The organism is Shewanella oncorhynchi (genome assembly GCF_012584455.1).
Classification (GTDB): Bacteria; Pseudomonadota; Gammaproteobacteria; order Enterobacterales; family Shewanellaceae; genus Shewanella; species Shewanella oncorhynchi.
The window spans coordinates 393326-412077 of record NZ_JABAEB010000001.1 but is presented as its reverse complement, the minus strand read 5'-3'; the positions used below and the strand labels follow the sequence as shown (position 1 = coordinate 412077).

Sequence of the window (18752 nt, the reverse complement as noted above, 5' to 3'; positions counted from 1 at the left end):
CGAATCATAGCTCTTGATAATCGAATAACAAAAAGCCAAGGTACTCAGTGCCTTGGTTTTTTATTGGCGTCTTAATCAAGTTTCCTTGCCCTACATAGGATATTGGGAATTTATCTATCCAATCACAACACAATTTCGGCCAGCGGATTTAGCGCTATACAACGCACTGTCTACCCGGAAAAGTGCGCTGCGCAGACTCTCATTATCTTGAACACAGATACAGCCAAAACTCATAGTCAAATTCAGTTGTTTATCTTGATAGAAAAAATCCGTCGACGCTAAATCTAAACGTAATTGCTCTGCAATTTGATATGTTTCATCTAGTTTCATCTAAGGAGTAACCTTGTAAAACAATCAAGAATTCTTCACCTCCCCAACGTGCAATACAAGCAGCGGATTGCTGTAGCCCTTCAAGTAACCTTGCAACTTGTACTAAGACATCATCCCCACATAAATGACCAAACGTGTCATTAATGGCTTTGAAATAATCGACATCGCACATTAATAAGCAAAGGTCAGAGCCATTTGTGGTACTTAAGGCATTCTCCAACACTGCTTCCGCTTTACGGCGATTAGCGAGTCCAGTCAACACATCGGTATTAGACAAAGTTTGATTTTCATCAATAAGCAATTGTAAATCATGGATATCTCTCATCGTTACTATATGCAAGTCCGATTGATTCTCTGTGGTAATTTGTGCCGTGATCAAAAACCAACGGTACTCACCGTTACGACAAAGAATGCGAGCCTGCATTTCAGCCGTATCGATTCCTGCATTGATACTGCTTTCAACAATTTTTGCCCATCCTTCAACCATAGCTTGGCGCACTAAAGGATCTGGATACACAGTATTAAACCAAGCATCCATATCGGGAATATCGACTAATGTGTAGCCAATCTGTTCGATAAAGGCATGATTAACAAAACGATGGATCCGCTGTATACGGCCAGACATCTCATTCATGCGTGATTCTGAAAGCAGGATTGGAATAGGAATGAAATCTAAGCTTTTAAAGAGAATTACCTCACTGGTATTGCGTGCTGTCATTAACCTTCTCCGCTCAAATTCCAGACAAAGATCTGTTATCACATCCCAAACCTAATTGGGGCTAAAAGATGATAGATAAAATATAATTTAACGTTTGAATTTATTCAGAATTCAATCAAATACAACACGGTTACGGCCATCATTTTTAGCTTTATATAAAACGCTATCAACCCGAAATAATAGACTATGCAAGCTTTCAGCAACTTGATGCCCGACACACCCAAAACTCATGGTCAAATGCATATGCTGGCCATAGGATTGGTAATCCGTGGATTCAATATCACAACGCAACTTCTCGGCAAGCTCTATAGCGACTTCAAGTTCAGTGTTTTCCAGCACGATCAGAAACTCTTCCCCTCCCCAACGTGCGACACAGGAGGCAGAGGGGACATAGCGCTTAAGCTGATCCGCTACTAATTTAAGCACATCATCCCCACACAAATGACCAAAGTTATCATTGATACTCTTAAAAAAATCGATATCACACATCACTAAACAGAGTGAACCTTGTGCATCGGCACTGTGTTCTATGGCTAAAGCGAGGAGCTGTTCCACTTGACGACGATTGGCAAGTCCCGTCAGTAAATCAGTATTAGACTGTCGCTTGTTATCCTCAATCAGTAACTGCAACTGATGAACATCTCTCATAGTGACTATGTTTAAGTTTGATTGATTTTCTGTGGTAATTTGAGCTGTGATTAAAAACCAACGATATTCACCATTGCCACAGCGAAGGTAAGTTTGAAAACCTGCGGTGCTCAGCCTCTGTTTTTCACTTACATACACAGCCCTATCCCAATCAAACATCGCTTTATCTCGAAGGATTGGCTCGGGATAAACAGTATTAAACCAAGATTCAATATCGGGTATGTCCGACATGGTATAACCCAATTGCTCAATAAATGCATGATTCATAAATCTATGCACCCTATGAGTGCTTGGGCGACGTCCTTCAACGTCCAAGGCCTCAGATAATAGAACTGGGATAGGTATATAATTTAAACTTTTGAATAATAAGACTTCACTATCTTCTGAAAAAAGTCGACGCATCCGTATCTCCCCATACAACGAATAACATAGAGATAACATTTAGTGTGATAGAACCACATATGATTTGTGAGGACAAGAACTCACTTAGGCTGTCGTCGATATAAAAACGCTACAATCGCACATCGTAAAATCAGAAAGTGACTTTGAGTACATCTAAAATGATGGAATGACAATTACTTAAGAAAAGCCTAATGAAAAGTGTTTGTTTGAAAAGACATTGATTCCCTTTGTTCGGATGCTCGTTTTTCGTACTACTCAGTAGTAACAATATTCAATAGAAACTTTGAGATGATGGGATTTAGCGAAAGAATAGATGCGTAAACGTCACCATTCATAACTCTCTGCTTATGAATAGACTGTGGTCTACTCAATGATGAAGTTAACTTCCTGCCATGCCTCGATTGATTTCGACTGCAGCCCAAGAGGCAGCAAAGCAGCAGGAACTCGCACCTAAAGCCTAGCTTTTCACGTCTATACAAAATGTAGAAATTACATAGAAAAGCCAAGGTACTTAGTATCTTGGCTTTTCATTTGCGTCTTAAGCGTTTTTTGCTTTATTGGCTAAGCCTAAAAGTAAACCTAAGCCAACGCAAAGCAGTGCACTTAACGTAATCACAATACCTAAATGGTGGATGATTCCCGCGCCGCCTAAACCTAGCCCCAACAGAATATAATAAAATAGTCCGAAGAGTGCGCCAGCAGAGCCCGCATAGGTGCGGTAGTTTGCCAGAGCCGAGCTTAGTATGTTCGGAATTGCGATACCGTAAGCCATTACAATCAATAGCATAGGGGCTAAAAAGTAAACATTATCCAGCCCTATAATGGTCGATTGGATCAGCCAAATCCCCAATCCACCGACAAGTGCAATAGCACTGGCTAAGCGAACCTGTCGTGCGCTGGTGTGGCCTCGACCGAGCATTATTTTATTAACATAACTACCAAGGAAAGCACCAAAGCCTAACAGTAAGCCACTGGAACCGAAGGCGAGCGTCGATAACCCTTGCGCCTCAAACATAAATGGCGCCAGTGAAAAGTAGCTAAACCACATTAGGTTAAACGCCGCCACCAACAAGCTGCTCTTAATAATCTCGCTGTCGGTAAGCATCTTAATCGCTAACTCGCCTATCGCGATTTTCTGAGTATGTGTGGGTTTGGTTTCGGGTAAGGATTTTACCGACAAAAACAGCAGCACAATTGCAGAGACCATGAGTGCGGCAAACACACCTTGATATCCCCAATACGCACTGAAGATACTGCCCAATAGCAATCCGATGACAGGGCTTATCCCAAGTGACATTCCCATCACAGAAAAGACTTTGGCTAATTCTTCGCCGCTATAACTGTCACGCATCATAGTTTGGGTAATCACAGAACCCACTGCCGCACCAAAAGCCGACAATACGCGGGCCAGCAACAACAGGCTAAAATCGCTCACCATCAAGGCTAACGCTGAGCCAATGGCATAACACACTAATCCCGCGAGCATAGCTTTCCGGCGACCAATAATGTCGGCTAAGCGGCCCCAGCAAAATACGCCGATAGCAAAGGCAATAAAGTACACAGATAAGGTTTGCGATGCGCCAGCAATCGACACCGCAAAGTGTTCTGCAATATTAGGTAACGCTGGGCTATAGATGGTTTCCATAATTTGCGGAAACATCATTAGCAGCACAGCGAGCCCTAAAGGGGGTTTTATATTCATGATTTTTAGTCCATTTCAGCACTCCAACAAATGAGTTGGTTTACCGAAATGTCACTCCATACTTGTCAAAGATGGCGCAGTATAGATAAAATCCAAATGTGACAATTAACAACACTTAGACAAAAAACATCAAAAATAGGACAAGATGGCCTTTATTCAACCCGAACAACTATTTAATCCAGATCTGCTGGATAATCTGGTTATTGGCATTGCCGCCAATATGGGCGAACACGACTCGGGAATGCATCACCACAGGAAGGCACAACTGCTTTATGCTCCAGCAGGATGCATGACATTCACCCTAACCCAGACTCAGGTGGTATTACCGCCGACGCGAGCCGCTTGGCTGCCAGCAGGTGTCGAGCACAGCGTCAGAATGCATAATGTCGTCGCCTATCGCTCACTCTACTTTGAGCCAGAAACCGTCAGCTCATTGCCCGATAAGGTCACTATTTTCCATGTAAACCCACTACTCAAAGCCTTAATCGACACTATGTCGTTTTGGCCTTGGGACAAACCAAGAAGCAGTCAACACAATGCTTTTTCGCTGCTCTGCGAAGAATTGGGCAATGCCATGGAAGAAAATCTGGCTTTACCCCTCCCACAGGATAAACGTTTAACAACCTGGCTTGCGCAACTACTGCAACATCAGAAACCGCCAGCCAATCTTAAGGATATGGCAGTAGAAATCGGAGCCAGTGAACGCACAATTAGCCGCATTTTTAGCGCACAAACGGGCATGGCTTATCAAGCCTGGCGCCAGCAATGGCGCTTACTTGCGGCCATAGAACAATTAGCAACGGGAACCTCGGTGGCGCAGGTGGGCTTTAATTTACAATTTTCCAGCGACAGTGCCTTTATCAGCTTTTTTAAGCAATATACCGGCACTACTCCGGCACAATATTTCAAATAAGTACTGGCTCGACTGACTTACAATCGTCGAATCGAGCCTTGCCTCATATGCACTTTCATGACGCTAGCTGCGACGTTAGGCTTTCAAAGCTGGCGTGGCAGAAGACTTAAACCAAGCAAGCGGTTTTTGACGGCGCGTTAACATGTTTCCGAGCGCGACCAGCAAAAGTCCCGCGCTTGAATACCAAGTCCACTGATAATCCTCAAACACGCTCGATACACTTAACGCCACCACAGGGGTAATCACCAACAGATACGCAGCGGCATTAGCGCCAATTCGCTCAACCAAGATCAAATAAGCGGTAAAGCCAACCACAGAGGCGATAACGGCTAAGTAGAACAAGCTGCCAAGATAGCTGGTTGTCAGCGGTAAACTAAAACTTAAATCTTTAAACCAAATGATGAGCAATAACGCCGCACTGCCATAGCACATGGCATACGCTGTTGAAGTAAAGGGCGACACATTATCGCGCGAGTTGCGCATACTGATCATGTTACCAATCGAGAAAAACCACGTACCTAGCAGCGAAAACAATAAGCCCCACACTAAATTTTGTGACCACTGAGTCGCGAGCAAATCGGCACCAAAGAGTAAGCTAATGCCCCCCAGACCGACACCGACGCCTAACCAAAAATTACGACTGGTGGGCGTACCGTAAAAAATGCGGCCATGTATCGCATTAAAAATAGGGGCAGTGGCCATAATCACCGCCGTTAAACCGCTGGCGATATAATGGGTTGCGGTATAAAACGCGATAAAGTTCAAACAAAATAGACACACGCCTTGTAGCGCAAACCAAGGATGCTGCCTAAGCTTTACCGCTTGCAGCTTGTTAAAGGCAAAGCCAATGGTGAACATCAAGAGACTCGCAATCGCAAACCGATAGAAAATCGAGACTTCCGTCGCCACCTCACCGTGCTGCCACTTAATGGCAATCCACGAAAAACCCCACACAAAAATCATCAGCAAATACATCACAGCAGCCATAATGAGTCTCCTACACCTTCATAAAATGCTTAATGAGGCAAACTATACAGCGATGGCTTTCGTCCTTATGTCACCATCTTGTTGGCCATAACACGATATTGCGGTTTTAATCGCGAGCGGACGTTGAGCCACGCCCATAAGTGCGATAATTTGGAAAGACAAAATGCTTAGCCAGTGAGATCACTAGGAACCCATGGAGCCCAAATACATCAGTTTTGATAAATCCGCCAAAACCTGTATTCGTAAACAAGCGATTACGGAGGATTTATCTTGGGCTCATTATCAAAATGCGAGCGAGCGTCTGTATTACCAAAACGATGCACAACATACGCTGAGCATGTATCTGGATGGCGGCTACGAAACCCACAGAACCGATATCAAGGCCGACTATGGCGCGCCCAGTAAGTTTTGTCTTATGCCCCAAGGTAGCGAGAGTCGTTGGCAACTGGGACAACCGCAGCAGTTTATGCATTTGTATTTTAGCGATGAACATCTTAAAAAATTGGCGGTGCGAGTCTTTGATAAAGATCCACGCCAAGTGCGTTTACCTGAGTTGACCTTTGTCGATAATCCGAGATTAGAGGCGCTGTTTCGGCACCAAGTTGCGGGGCTCGATTGGCAGACGAGGGATCACCATCTGATGATGGAACAAGTAACCGACACTGTACTGGTGACTTTGCTGCAAAGTTCAGGCTTTAATTTGTCGGTAGGGCCAATTAAGGGTGGGCTCGCACCTAAAGTGGCCAAAGCGATCAAAGAGTTTATTCATTGCCATTCCCATCGGCAGATTTACTTGTCTGAGTTGGCCGAGCTTGCCCAACTGAGTGAGTACCATTTTTGTCGCATGTTTAAATGCCAATTTGCGATGACGCCGCAGGAGTATTTGCTGCAAGTGCGCATTGAAAAGGTCAAACAAAGCTTGAGTCATTCAACGCAATCATTGACCGAGATCGCCCTCAATAATGGCTTTGCCAATCAAAGTCATATGGGGCGTTACTTTAAAAAACTCAGCGGCATGTCACCGGGCGAATATCAAAAATACCATAGAAGCTAACATACGCTTTGGGTTCACCATATCAACGGCTGAACCCAACACTCTAACATCCTTGAAAACCCCATTGCCTCGATATGCTATAGTGCCCTTACTCCCCTAGCCGTTGGAAAACGCCTTGAAGAAAATCGCTTTATTTGTCGATGTACAAAACATCTATTACACCTGCCGAGAAGCCTATGGTCGCCAATTTAATTATCGTAAACTGTGGCAACACTTAGGTTACGAAGGTGACATAGCCTTGGCCGTGGCTTATGCCATCCATAAGGGCGACGATGGGCAATTGAAATTCCAAGACGCACTAAAGCACATAGGTTTTGAGGTGAAGTTAAAACCGTTTATTCAGCGCAGCGATGGCTCGGCCAAAGGCGATTGGGACGTGGGGATCACTATCGATATTATGGAAGCGGCGAGTGAAGTGGATACAGTGATCTTATTGTCTGGGGATGGTGACTTCGATTTATTGCTACAAAAAATTCATCAAAAATATGGCGTTGAAACCCAAGTGTATGGCGTCCCTACCCTAACAGCTAAATCCTTAAGGGATGCAGCGAGCCAGTTCCATCCCATAGATGAGGCGTTATTGCTCTAGTCACAAGACAAAAAATGCGGCTACTCATCACACTAACCGCATCAAACACCTTCGCCATATTTAAAGGCCACTTTTTGATAATACAAACAACACACTAGTGATAGGTAATATCCGCATACATAGGAGCGAGACGTTTTAGAAAGGCATTCCGGGTCGATAGCGGAATATGTTGCTCTTTCATCGATTCAATCAAATGACCAACTAAGGCATCGAAATCCGCTTGGGTAATATTCAAGCCTCTATGGCTGTGCGCCATACTTTCGCCGTGATACACGCAGCCGCCATCGGCAACCAGACAAAAATGTTCGATGGCGCGCGCCCGAAACAGGGCAATATCTGTCTCTTGGAAGTGATGCACTATGCGTGGATCTGTGGCGATACGTGCCAGCAAGCCATCGACTATCGCCGATATGCCGGCTTCACCACCGAGCTCTTGATATAAGGTTTGCTGGCTTGCGGTTTGGCGACTCGAGTGAGTTTGTGATGCTGAGGTTTCGGTCGTTTGCACAGCACAGCCAGTGAAAAAAAACACTGCGACCAAAGGTATTAGCTTCACCCGTAAACGCCTCATAACGCTCCCTCCACCGACAGGTACCAACCCCGTTGCTCTTCAAATCCTGCAATACTGCCCAAATTCGCATAGGCCGTAACCACGGAAAGATGCTTATTGATAAACCAAGCTAAAAACACATCTTGCCAATCATCCTCACGGGCAAAAGCTAACTCATCGGGTTTCTGGCGATATTCGATACCCAGTGCCACATTATCCGTCAGCAATACCGCGGCAGAGGCTTCGAACACAAACTGGTAATCATGATTGGCTTGGGTACCAAAACCTAATAAACCCGTTTGATTCGCCTTGGTCGCGCGCACGGTCCCATTGAGTAATACATTTCGTCCCGCTACCGCATCAAAAAATACTTTGCTGGCAGCAACATACACATCTAAACCCCAATCATCCCGCGCCCCAACCGCCTGAGGAATCGCAAAGTCATCGACTCTTTTATACTGGGCACCTAAGGTAATTTGCGGCATAGCCGTATAAAGTAGCTCTCCGGCAAGCTTGTATTTTACGCCGAAGATATCTTGGCCTAACTCGCCGCCCATAGTATCTAAATCAAAGGTTTGCCGCGCAACGCTCAGCTCGAATCGATTATCAAAACTCAAAGAAGCGCCGATCACTTTCAGCGTAAAATCATCGACATAGACACCCGTCGCCATCGCCGTTGCCGACCATTCACCGCTACTACCATAACCGTTGATCACGGCCCATGGCACTATGCCACCGCCAGCACTGCCTTCAATCATCGTCCCGCCGCCAGTCGCGACCACACGGCTACCTTCAGCAAACGTAGGAACAGTGCCCAATAGTAAAAATAGGCAAGACAAAGCCTTAACATAAGTCCAAGTTAATGAATTCAACTTCAATGCATTTATGGAAATGTTCACTTGATGCTCCGCTCTAATTCTGTCGACGATGAATCGTTAGTCTAGCGTCTTTGCATATTGACTTGAGTAAACGCGCTTATGCATCAGCGGTATTTGGATGGTTAAACGCCTCGAACCACAGATCAAATTCAGCCGTTTTTAAGGGTTTCGAAAACACATAACCTTGAATGATATCGCAATCAAGATTACGCAATATCTCAACACCTTCTTGTTCTTCAACGCCTTCGGCTACTACGGTAAAACCTAAGCCGTGGATCAATTTAATACTCGTATCGACTATCATCACATCCAGGCTATCCGTGAGCATGTCTTTGATAAAGCTGCGATCAATTTTCACCTCATTAACAGGTAAAATTTTCAAATAGGCTAATGATGAATGACCTGTGCCAAAATCATCAATGGCAACAGACACGCCCATGTCACGGAATCGCTGTAATACACTCACCACAGTCTGTGCATCTTTCATCACGGCGCCTTCAGTGACTTCGATACAGAGTGCACCGCTTGGCAGATTATTGTCTTTCAGTAAAATGGCGATTTGATTTGGTAAGCGAGTATCGACTAAATCATGGGCCGACAGGTTAATAGCCAGTTTTAGCACCATACCCCGCCGCTGCCATGTCACTAATTGCTGAATTGCCTGCTTCAATACCCACTGGCTAACAATATCAATGTTGCCAGAATTTTCAGCCAGTTGAATAAATTCATCGGGCGGAATAAACCCTAGCGTAGGATGCTGCCAGCGGATCAATGCCTCGGCGCCAGTGCACTGGTTTAGGCGTAAATCCACTTTAGGTTGGAACACTAAATACAATTGGTTTTGCGCTAAACCTATGGGCAAATCACGGATAATCGTCAGCTCACGCTGATACTTTTCATCGGCGCCTTGACGATAACTGACGATGCGTTGCTCTTCGAGACAGGCTTGATTGAGGGCAATTTCGGCGCGGCGCACTAACACATCGATATCAGCACCATTACCATCGATTTCAAGTAATCCCGCCCGCACGGTAAGAGAAATGTTTGAGCCTTGGATTGGAAAGGGAGACTCCAGCATATCCAATGATTTCAACAAGTGCTCGGGGCGAATGCCTTGACTATACAGAAGTAAAAATGAGTCACCGTCTAAACGCGCCAGTAAATCCGGTGTCGGTGCTAATTGCTCTAGGCGGCGAGCAAAAAGCAGTAATAAAGTATCGGCGTTGGCAAAACCAATAATATCGTTGATATGGCGGAAATGTTTAATATCTAACAACACCATAGCACCGGATAACTTATCGTTAAGATCCGCCAAATGCTGTTTTGCGGCAAAACGATTGAGCAAACCTGTCAAGCTATCGTGGCGAGATTGGTAGACTAAATCCTTTTCCCGCGCTTCAATATCATCGCGCATTAAGGATAAACTCTTGGCCAACACCCTCAGCTCTGCTGGCGCACCTTGAATATTGGCAGGCTGCTTACCTTGACCGATTTTGCGGGCATAATTCACTAGTTGATGAACAGGTTCAGTCAAACTGCCCGACAACCAAATCGCAATCGCAATCGCCAGTGCTAAGGTCAAAGCAAAAATCAGCAGCATATTATTGCGTAGTTGCTGATAACTTTGCTGCCACTTGAGGTTTGATTGGTGTAGTAGCGCTAATTGGCTGCCGTTGTGATCATAAAGTTTGATGCCCATAGACAGATGATCTACGGGAATACTTTCACTAGGCATTTTCAGCAAGCTAGGCAATAAGCTCGCCTGCTCAATTACGCTTAACTTTTCATTATCTGATAAGGTTGAAGCTATTTCAGTGCGGCCCGTTGCCTGATTGACAAAACTCACATCGATGCCCGTAATAGCTTTAGCTTGTTGGGCGACCTTCTCATCCAATAAAAAACCCATGCCAACCCAAGCGATTAAGGTCGGCGCCTTCACCGGCTGCAGCACAAACTGATAGCTAGCATGATCAAAATTAAGGATAGCTAACGCATTATGATTGCTGGTGGTCATATTAAATAAGGATTGAATATCATCCTGAGTGAGTCCAGGCAAACTCGAGGTCAAGAGCGCCCCTTTAGGTGATAGCAATACAGCGGCGTCGGCACCAATACGAGAGCCGTGATTAGATAACACTGATTCAATGGTTTCTTGCTCACCAGTAGCAATCGCGCGCTTAAAACCAAAATCGGCACTGAGTACGGACAAACTTTGACTGAGCTGAATACCGCGATTCGATAACACTTCGAGAAACACATTCGCGCCAATATCGAGACTTTTCTGTTGCTGTAAAAAGTTATCTTTTTCGGTCGCTGTCAACACGGAAAATGCCGTGGCAAATTGCACCAACGTCAGCACAATAAAGAAAACTAAAATCAGCCGAGCGCGAAAACTATTTAGCATGTAATGGCTTACCTTCAGAATCGTAGTGACCAAATCCCGACGGCGGAGCCGACGGTTTAGCTTGACGCTCAATGTCTAAGGGCAGGCTGAGTTGATTAGGGCCATTAACTATCAGTAAATCCGTTGGCTCTGATGCCGCCTTCTGCCATGGATGCCAGCGCTTAACTTTATATTGACCGGCGATAAGTCCCTTAAACTGGATCTCACCTTTCTCGTCCGTCACCGCGACAATAGGGCTATCTGCCACATAGATAAATGCTTGCATATAATCGTGAATATTACAGCCAAGCGCGACCAAACCGGGTTTATCGAACTGAATCGGCGCTTCGGCCTGACCCACATACAATTTAAGTTCGAAAGGTTTAGCTTCTGAAAAAGAATACACATGGTGACGAGTACGATCTAAGTTGGGGAAATCCACCTTTGCACCTTTAGGCACCGCCAGCACAAAGGGGATAAAGGTTCGATTTTTTTGCGACATTTCATAATGCTCGACAGGTATTGCATTATCGGGCATCACTGCAGGGATCAGCTCCACAACAGTATCGGCAATGGCCTGTTGTTGCAGATCTACTACATTAATATTGAGTTCAGCAGCCATGACTTGAGGCGTGAAATAGATCAAAACGCAAAGTACTAACGCATATAAAACGCGATATAGGATCATCCGTTACCTCGGGCATAGTGATGCAAGGTCAACAAGTACCTTAGCTGAGTTCTGCGTAAAAAAACTATCTAGATTCATCTAGCATTGTACATTACTAATACATTGAATAATCATCAAATTATATAGAAAAGTCGTAAAACAGTAACCATTCTAATCATACTGTGATAATGACGCACTCAAGTGGCAATAAGTTATAAACTAACAGAATGGTCTGGTAATAGTTATTCATTGTTTCTTATTGATGATCCAGAAAATACCAACGATATTCCTCATTTCTGGTTTTAGTTTTAACCTAGCGAGCAATACCATCACTAAGCATCAATTGACCTAATGTTAATTAACTCCAGCTAAAGATAGTCAAATCTAATCGCTCTCGCCGTGAATAAACAAAAAAGGCCTACTCAATGTAGACCTTTCATGTGTTTTTCAACTAGAAAACAAGCTTAACCGACGGTTATCTCTTTATGCTCATCGGCTTTTTACCGCCTCTCTTTGCTAAGGCATAGTAAAACAGCGGCGTTAGGATAAGACCAAATACAGTCACCCCTATCATACCGGCGAATACTGCCCCCCCCATGGCTTGGCGCATCTCAGCGCCCGCGCCAGTGGAGAACACCATAGGCACCACTCCCATGATAAAGGCGATAGATGTCATCAAGATAGGACGTAAACGTAATCTTGCTGCCTCTAATATCGCCTCCATAGGTGCCATACCGTGATCTTGTTTCTCCTTTGCAAACTCGACAATCAAGATAGCGTTTTTAGTCGCCAGCCCCACCAGCACTATCAGGCCAATTTGGGTGAAGATATTATTATCGCCACCGTAAATCAGCACACCACTGAGGGCTGAAAGTAAGGTCATTGGGATGATTAAGATAATCGCCAATGGCAAGCTTAAGCTCTCGTACTGGGCGGCTAGCACCATAAACACTAAGATGATCACCAGCGGGAAAACCAAAAGACCCGTATTGCCCGCGAGAATTTGCTGATAGGTCAGCTCGGTCCACTCATAAGTCATACCATTAGGTAAGGTTTCAGCCAAAATTTTCTCAATCGCCGCCTGCGCTTGGCCTGTACTCACTCCGAGCGCTGGACCACCGTTGATTTCAGCGGTCGTGAAACCGTTATAGTGCATCACTCTGTCTGGACCTGAACTTTGGCTGACGTTGATGAACGACCCCAGCGGGATCATGTCACCATTCAGATTCGGCACCTTTAGCTGACTTATCTGTTGCGGACTTTGGCGGAACGCCTCATCGGCTTGCATATTCACCTGATAGGTTCGACCGAACCGATTGAAGTCGTTGACATAGGTCGAGCCCATATAGGTTTGTAATGTCTGGAAGATTTGATCGAGCGACACTGCCTGCTGTTTCGCTTTAGTCCGATCGATATCCAGTTCAAGTTGTGGCACGTTCACTTGATAGCTAGAAAAAACGCCAGCTAACTGAGGATCGGCCCACGCTTTGTACATCACTTGTTGGGTCACCTGATACAAGGCCTCATAACCAAGGTTGGCTCTGTCTTGAATTTGCAGACGGAACCCTCCTATAGTGCCGAGGCCTTGCACAGGTGGCGGCGGGAAGATGGCAATAAACGCATCCTGAATAGCAGCAAATTGCTGATTCAATTGTCCTGCAATGGCATTCGCCGACAGTTCAGGACTGGTACGAGAGTCAAAATCATCGAGCGCAACAAACACCACGCCTGAGTTAGGACTATTGGTAAAACCGTTGATGCTAAGGCCAGGGAAGGCAATCGAGTGCGCGACTCCGGGGTGATTTAGCGCAATCTCAGACATCTTCTTGATCACACTATCCGTACGTTCAAGGGATGCCGCATCGGGCAACTGGGCAAAGGCCACTAAATACTGTTTATCTTGGCCGGGCACATAACCCGTTGGTGTATTAGCAAATTGCACTCCCGTTAACGCCACCATGCCTAAATACACTAAGCCGATAATGCCGCCAAAACGGATCACCTTACGCACTAACCAGCCATAACCATCGGATGCACGGTTAAATAAACGATTAAAAGGCACAAATAACCAAGCACCAAACAACTTATCCATTAGACGGGTTAAGCCGTCCTTAGGTGCATCATGACTCTTGAGTAACAGCGCCGATAATGCCGGACTTAAGGTCAGTGAGTTAATCGCCGAGATAAAGGTCGAGATAGTAATAGTCAAGGCAAACTGTTTATAGAACTGCCCGGTTAAACCGCTCATAAAGGCCGTTGGAATAAACACCGCCGCCAGCACTAAGGTGGTTGCCACAATCGGGCCTGTCACTTCCTTCATCGCCTTTTGTGTTGCCGCAACTGGGCTTAATCCTGCGGCAATATTACGCTCGACGTTTTCCACCACGACGATGGCATCGTCAACCACGATACCGATGGCGAGCACCAGCCCAAATAGCGACAAGGCATTTAACGAGAAACCAAGCAGATGCATAAAGGCAAAGGTACCGACCAAAGACACAGGCACGGCCACCAGCGGAATAATCGATGCGCGCCAAGTTTGCAGGAATAGCACCACCACTAACACCACCAGCAACACGGCTTCGAGCAAGGTTTTTACCACAGCTTCAATCGAGCCACGCACGAACACTGTTGGGTCGTAAACGATTTCGTATTCGAGTCCTTCAGGGAATCCTTTAGACAGCTCTGCCATTTTGGCGCGTACATCGTCGGAAATCTGAATCGCGTTAGAGCCCGATGCTTGGAATACAGGAATAGCGACCGCATCCTTATTATCGAGTAAAGAGCGCAGCGCATAACTCGTTGCCCCGAGTTCCACCCGCGCGACATCTTTAAGGCGGATCACCTCAGCATTCTGACCAACTTTGATGATGATATCTTCAAATTCAGACAGTTCAGTTAAACGGCCTTTCACGTTAATCAAAAGTTGAAAGTCAGCACTGCCACTGGGCTGCGCGCCTAAACTGCCCGCTGCTGCCTGTTGGTTTTGCTCGCGCACGGCAGCAATAATGTCCGCTGGCGATAAACCCAGCACCGAGACTTTATTCGGGTCGAGCCAAATTCTCAGGCTGTATTCGCCGGCGCCAAACAAACGCACAGCACCGACACCGTTAATCCGCGCTAACTCGTCTTTGACGTTAAGCGCCGCATAGTTAGACAGATACAACATATCATAACGGTTATCCGGCGATAACAAATGCACCACCATGGTCAAGTCTGGCGATGATTTTTCAGTAATAATACCAAGACGTTGTACTTCCTGCGGCAGACGGGGCATAGCGCGATCGACTCGGCTCTGCACTTGGGTTTGAGCCTTATCCACATCCGTGCCAATCGCAAAGGTGATGGTCAAGGTCATGCGTCCATCGGACGTCGCCTGCGATGACATATACAACATGTCTTCGACGCCGTTAATTTCCTGCTCCAGCGGCGAAGCCACAGTTTCGGCAATCACTTTAGGGTTAGCGCCAGGATAGTTAGCGGTGACCACTACGGTTGGCGGTACCACCTCGGGATATTCGGTAATAGGCAACTGCCAAACGGCAATCGCCCCAGTGATAAGAAACAGCAATGACAGTACGGCTGCAAATATCGGTCTTTTAATGAAAAATTGCGACAACATAGTGTGTTATTCCTTAACCGCGGCTCGCCGTTTCGACCGCTTGCGCCGTCAAATGCTCTTGGTTTTTATCGAGTATTAACTGGGCTTGGCGTAGCGCCTCGAGCTTGTCGCTGTCGACCATGTCCACTATGTTTGGCTCAATTTGCATCTTAGGGCGTACGCGTTGCATACCATTGACGACAATCTTGTCTTCGGCCATCAAGCCTTGGGTCACGATGCGCAGTCCTTGGACTTTTTCGCCTAAGGTCACGCCGCGATATTCGACCGTGCCATCATGACCGACGACCAGCACAAACTTATTATTGAGATCTGTGCCAACGGCTTTATCGTCGATCAAGATCCCCTCATAGGCGCCGCTGCCCGCGGTGCGAAGACGCGCAAACAAGCCAGGCAATAAACTATTGTCTTCATTGTCAAAAGTGGCCCTCACTCGAATTGTGCCTGTCTGCTTATCCATCGCATTGTCAACAAAGTCGACCATGCCAATATGGTGATAATCGCGCTCATTGGCTAAAGCCATATACACGGGGTTATCGCCAGCACGAGGATCGTTACGTTTGTTCTGCGCAGTTAACTTCACGTATTTAAGGTAGGTTTGCTCGTCCACATCAAAATAGGCATACATGCTGGCGGTAGAGACTAAGCTGGTCAGCACACTCTGCCCTGCAGTGACATAGTTACCCGCAGTGACGTTGGCGTAGGACACGCGGCCATCAATCGGCGCTTGTACTTGGGTATAAGCTAAATCAAGCTCGGCGCGCATGAGTGCTGCTTTCACCGAAGCGACTGCGGCTGCAGTCTGACGTTTATTCGACTCACGGGTATCGAGTAATTCGGCCGATACCGCCTTTTGGTCAAATAACTTATGTGCCCGTTCAAAGTCATTAGTAGCCAGTTGCTCTGCAGAAAGTGCGCTAGCAAGGTCTGCTTTTAACCGGGCCACTTCCACTTCAAACACGCTTGGATCGATGCGAAATAACACCTCGCCTTTTTTCACTAAGGCGCCTTCTTTAAAATTTACTGAGTCGATATAACCCGACACCCGCGGGATAAGGGTGACACTTTCTGGCGCCTGTAAACGACCGGTAAACTCATCCCATTCGGTGACTCGCTCATGCAATACCTGAGCGACATCCACCTTAGGTGCACTCGGTGCAGGTCCCTGCTGCGCTGTTTGCTCACCACAAGCTGAAAGGACGAAAGCAGCCACAGCCGTTAACATCATTATTCGTAAAGGTTTGTTACTCATCATATTACTATCCTCAAAGTGGCGGGCATTTCACGCTGTTCGAACCACACACATGCAGCTGTGTTACAAACCAAACCAATTAAATACCGACTGGTAAAAAATATTCTGTACTGAACGGTAATATATAGCGTAAAATGATGCTGTCAACAAATTTATGTACCGAACGGTATTTAACTAGAGGTGTGCACTTACCCTAGGCATGCAATGCGTCCAGAGGCAAAAGGCTACGAGTTTGAACGGCAAAGCATTTTGATGAATATTGAAGCAAACACTGACTAACGCAGATAACATGCTGAACTTAGGTGACACCTTGAATGACTAAGTAGACATATCCCCCCTAAGTCCGTCATCAGTGGCAAGTGTGGCTGGACAGGGACTAAACCCATGTCTATCCTAGGGGCAATTGAGAATTGAGGAGCCTAATGATGTCAACCGTCACCCAGACGCCCTGTGTTGGTCGCCCACGAGCTTTTGACACTGACGATGCATTAGCAAAAGCCTTAGAAGTCTTCTGGCTCAAAGGTTTTGAAGGTACATCGTTAACAGATCTCACCCAAGCTATGGGCATTAATAAACCTAGCCTTTATGCCGCTTTCGGTAATAAAGAACAGTTATTTCTCAAAGCGATAGAATTATATGAACAGCGCCCCTGTGCGTTTTTCTACCCGGCACTGGAACAAAAAACCGCCTATCAGGTTATCGAGTCAATGCTACTCGGTGCGGCAAGCTCTTTGGTGGATAAAAGCCATCCACAGGGATGTTTGATTGTTCAAGGGGCACTCACCTGTAGTGAAGCAGGACAAGCGATTAAAGACACTTTGATTAATCGTCGCCGCGACGGTGAAATAGCCCTGTGCGAACGACTGCAACGCGCCAAAGATGAAGGTGATTTGCCCGCTGACGCCGATCCCTTGCTGCTTGCCCGTTATATAGGCACTGTATTGCAAGGTATGGCCGTACAAGCGACCAGTGGAATTTGCCCGAATGAACTGCGCAAAGTGGCCGAGCTAGTGCTGGCTAACTTTCCGCGTAATGATGAATCCTGATTCACAAATCCTGATCCACAAAAACTAAACCCCAGTAGAGTACTCACTTAACTGGGGTTTTATTTATGCTTTGCTTTATTTCTGTCCAACCATTTATTTCTGTCCAACCAAGAGTTCTCTAAACAGTTGCCTGAGTCGTTTCAATAATGGCAGGCTGCTTTTATCTTGATGCTGGATCACATCGACGTTTGCATGCCAGCCTATCTGCTCAAATTCTATGGGGACGCGAGTTAAGTTACCCGATGAAACTAAATTGGACGCCATATGCTCGGGCAATAGACACCAACCATGGCCCAGTAATGCGAGCTCCAATAACACGTAATAGTTATCGGCATACCAAACATCAGGACTGAACGCCTGCTGAAAACTACTGGTTTTAGTATTCCGTGAGCGGATGAGTAATTGTCGATACAGTCGCAATGAGTCCATGTTCGGTGCAACTGATTTTGCTAAGGGATGCGAACTCGCCACATAAAGATCGAATTGAATCACCCCAATACTCTCAAAATCTATACTACTTGGCATAGATAATTCACTAAAAATCAATCCTGTAGATGCTCTTCCCGAATGCACCATGTCGATAATATCTATACTTGAGGCACTGAGAAACTCGAGTTCGATATTAGGGAAATCACCTTCTAACAACCGAATAATTTCAGATATTCTCTGTATCGGAATGCCTTCATCCATCGCAAGGCACACTTCTGAAGATTGACTACTAAAGAGCGATAAGGCGGTATGTTTGAGCCTACGATGTTGAAGAATCGTCGCTCTTGCGTAGGGCAGTAATTTACTACCTTCGGCCGTTAATACAGGATAACGACCCGAACGGTCAAATAACTCAACCCCACAGTCAATTTCAAGATTCATCACATGCTGGCTAATCACGGATTGTGCTTTCTTAAGTTGCCTTGCAGCATTCGAAAATGAACCCGATTCTACGGTTTCCATAAAGGCTTCGAGTTGTTCGAGACTAAACATATCGCTTTTACCGATACTATCTAACTATAACTT

Annotated in this window: 16 protein-coding genes; 4 read left to right on the top strand and 12 right to left on the bottom strand. The window is 45.9% G+C overall.

Features of this window, described 5'->3' with window-relative positions:
• Positions 1-114 precede the first annotated feature (114 nt).
• The 4 genes from HGO26_RS22440 to HGO26_RS01795 form a co-directional block, all read right to left on the bottom strand.
• On the bottom strand, positions 115-330 hold the full coding sequence (locus tag HGO26_RS22440; RefSeq protein ID WP_168822897.1) for a GGDEF domain-containing protein: 216 nt from the start codon (positions 328-330) through the stop codon (positions 115-117).
• Complete coding sequence (locus HGO26_RS22435; protein ID WP_168822887.1) at positions 317-1048, bottom strand: GGDEF domain-containing protein; 732 nt, start codon at positions 1046-1048, stop codon at positions 317-319. Before HGO26_RS22435 ends, HGO26_RS22440 begins: the two co-directional genes overlap by 14 nt.
• A 111-nt stretch (positions 1049-1159) precedes the next feature.
• On the bottom strand, positions 1160-1963 hold the full coding sequence (locus tag HGO26_RS01800; RefSeq protein ID WP_168822885.1) for a sensor domain-containing diguanylate cyclase: 804 nt from the start codon (positions 1961-1963) through the stop codon (positions 1160-1162).
• 673 nt (positions 1964-2636) lie between these two features.
• Complete coding sequence (locus HGO26_RS01795) at positions 2637-3800, bottom strand: multidrug effflux MFS transporter (RefSeq protein WP_168822883.1); 1164 nt, start codon at positions 3798-3800, stop codon at positions 2637-2639.
• 145 nt (positions 3801-3945) lie between these two features.
• On the opposite strand from HGO26_RS01795, the gene HGO26_RS01790 reads away from it, so the two are divergent.
• On the top strand, positions 3946-4713 hold the full coding sequence (locus HGO26_RS01790; protein WP_131523569.1) for an AraC family transcriptional regulator: 768 nt from the start codon (positions 3946-3948) through the stop codon (positions 4711-4713).
• A gap of 75 nt (positions 4714-4788) precedes the next feature.
• Here the strand turns inward: HGO26_RS01790 and HGO26_RS01785 are convergent, their stop codons facing one another.
• Positions 4789-5700 carry a DMT family transporter gene (locus HGO26_RS01785; protein ID WP_168822881.1) on the bottom strand — a complete coding sequence of 304 codons (912 nt, stop codon included), beginning with the start codon at positions 5698-5700 and terminating at the stop codon, positions 4789-4791.
• Between the two features lie 193 nt (positions 5701-5893).
• Here HGO26_RS01785 and HGO26_RS01780 point away from each other — a divergent pair, with 193 nt between their 5' ends.
• Both HGO26_RS01780 and HGO26_RS01775 read left to right on the top strand, forming a co-directional pair.
• A complete protein-coding gene (locus tag HGO26_RS01780; RefSeq protein WP_168822879.1) occupies positions 5894-6754 on the top strand; it encodes a helix-turn-helix transcriptional regulator in 861 nt (286 codons plus the stop codon).
• A 115-nt stretch (positions 6755-6869) separates the two neighbouring features.
• Positions 6870-7343, top strand: a complete 474-nt coding sequence (locus tag HGO26_RS01775) for a LabA-like NYN domain-containing protein (RefSeq protein WP_006082658.1) — start codon at positions 6870-6872, stop codon at positions 7341-7343.
• Between the two features lie 94 nt (positions 7344-7437).
• Here HGO26_RS01775 and HGO26_RS01770 read toward each other — a convergent pair whose 3' ends face one another.
• From HGO26_RS01770 to HGO26_RS01745, 6 genes are all read right to left on the bottom strand, one after another.
• Complete coding sequence (locus tag HGO26_RS01770) at positions 7438-7914, bottom strand: group I truncated hemoglobin (protein WP_168822877.1); 477 nt, start codon at positions 7912-7914, stop codon at positions 7438-7440.
• Positions 7911-8792, bottom strand: a complete 882-nt coding sequence (locus tag HGO26_RS01765) for a DUF3034 family protein (protein WP_263255219.1) — start codon at positions 8790-8792, stop codon at positions 7911-7913. Before HGO26_RS01765 ends, HGO26_RS01770 begins: the two co-directional genes overlap by 4 nt.
• 76 nt (positions 8793-8868) lie before the next feature.
• A complete protein-coding gene (locus HGO26_RS01760; RefSeq protein ID WP_168822875.1) occupies positions 8869-11175 on the bottom strand; it encodes a bifunctional diguanylate cyclase/phosphodiesterase in 2307 nt (768 codons plus the stop codon).
• Positions 11165-11842: a methylamine utilization protein gene (locus HGO26_RS01755; RefSeq protein ID WP_168822873.1), complete on the bottom strand. Its 678-nt coding sequence runs from the start codon at positions 11840-11842 to the stop codon at positions 11165-11167. The genes HGO26_RS01760 and HGO26_RS01755 overlap by 11 nt, the downstream gene beginning before the upstream one ends.
• Positions 11843-12296: 454 nt before the next feature.
• Positions 12297-15443, bottom strand: a complete 3147-nt coding sequence (locus HGO26_RS01750; protein WP_168822871.1) for an efflux RND transporter permease subunit — start codon at positions 15441-15443, stop codon at positions 12297-12299.
• Positions 15444-15456: 13 nt separating this feature from the next.
• Complete coding sequence (locus HGO26_RS01745) at positions 15457-16695, bottom strand: efflux RND transporter periplasmic adaptor subunit (RefSeq protein ID WP_168822869.1); 1239 nt, start codon at positions 16693-16695, stop codon at positions 15457-15459.
• A 419-nt stretch (positions 16696-17114) separates the two neighbouring features.
• Between HGO26_RS01745 and HGO26_RS01740 the strand changes: the two genes are divergently transcribed.
• A complete protein-coding gene (locus HGO26_RS01740) occupies positions 17115-17738 on the top strand; it encodes a TetR/AcrR family transcriptional regulator (RefSeq protein ID WP_028761413.1) in 624 nt (207 codons plus the stop codon).
• A 93-nt stretch (positions 17739-17831) separates the two neighbouring features.
• On the opposite strand, the gene HGO26_RS01735 is transcribed toward HGO26_RS01740, so the two are convergent.
• Positions 17832-18719, bottom strand: a complete 888-nt coding sequence (locus HGO26_RS01735) for a LysR family transcriptional regulator (protein ID WP_168822867.1) — start codon at positions 18717-18719, stop codon at positions 17832-17834.
• Positions 18720-18752 lie beyond the last annotated feature (33 nt).

Bases quoted from the DNA above. Each gene is read 5' to 3' on its own strand.
- HGO26_RS22440 (WP_168822897.1), bottom strand. From the start codon at position 330: ATGAAACTAGATGAAACATATCAAATTGCAGAGCAATTACGTTTAGAT.
- HGO26_RS22435 (WP_168822887.1), bottom strand. From the start codon at position 1,048: ATGACAGCACGCAATACCAGTGAGGTAATTCTCTTTAAAAGCTTAGAT.
- HGO26_RS01800 (WP_168822885.1), bottom strand. From the start codon at position 1,963: ATGAATCATGCATTTATTGAGCAATTGGGTTATACCATGTCGGACATA.
- HGO26_RS01795 (WP_168822883.1), bottom strand. From the start codon at position 3,800: ATGAATATAAAACCCCCTTTAGGGCTCGCTGTGCTGCTAATGATGTTT.
- HGO26_RS01790 (WP_131523569.1), top strand. From the start codon at position 3,946: ATGGCCTTTATTCAACCCGAACAACTATTTAATCCAGATCTGCTGGAT.
- HGO26_RS01785 (WP_168822881.1), bottom strand. From the start codon at position 5,700: ATGGCTGCTGTGATGTATTTGCTGATGATTTTTGTGTGGGGTTTTTCG.
- HGO26_RS01780 (WP_168822879.1), top strand. From the start codon at position 5,894: ATGGAGCCCAAATACATCAGTTTTGATAAATCCGCCAAAACCTGTATT.
- HGO26_RS01770 (WP_168822877.1), bottom strand. From the start codon at position 7,914: ATGAGGCGTTTACGGGTGAAGCTAATACCTTTGGTCGCAGTGTTTTTT.
- HGO26_RS01760 (WP_168822875.1), bottom strand. From the start codon at position 11,175: ATGCTAAATAGTTTTCGCGCTCGGCTGATTTTAGTTTTCTTTATTGTG.
- HGO26_RS01755 (WP_168822873.1), bottom strand. From the start codon at position 11,842: ATGATCCTATATCGCGTTTTATATGCGTTAGTACTTTGCGTTTTGATC.
- HGO26_RS01750 (WP_168822871.1), bottom strand. From the start codon at position 15,443: ATGTTGTCGCAATTTTTCATTAAAAGACCGATATTTGCAGCCGTACTG.
- HGO26_RS01745 (WP_168822869.1), bottom strand. From the start codon at position 16,695: ATGATGAGTAACAAACCTTTACGAATAATGATGTTAACGGCTGTGGCT.
- HGO26_RS01740 (WP_028761413.1), top strand. From the start codon at position 17,115: ATGATGTCAACCGTCACCCAGACGCCCTGTGTTGGTCGCCCACGAGCT.
- HGO26_RS01735 (WP_168822867.1), bottom strand. From the start codon at position 18,719: ATGTTTAGTCTCGAACAACTCGAAGCCTTTATGGAAACCGTAGAATCG.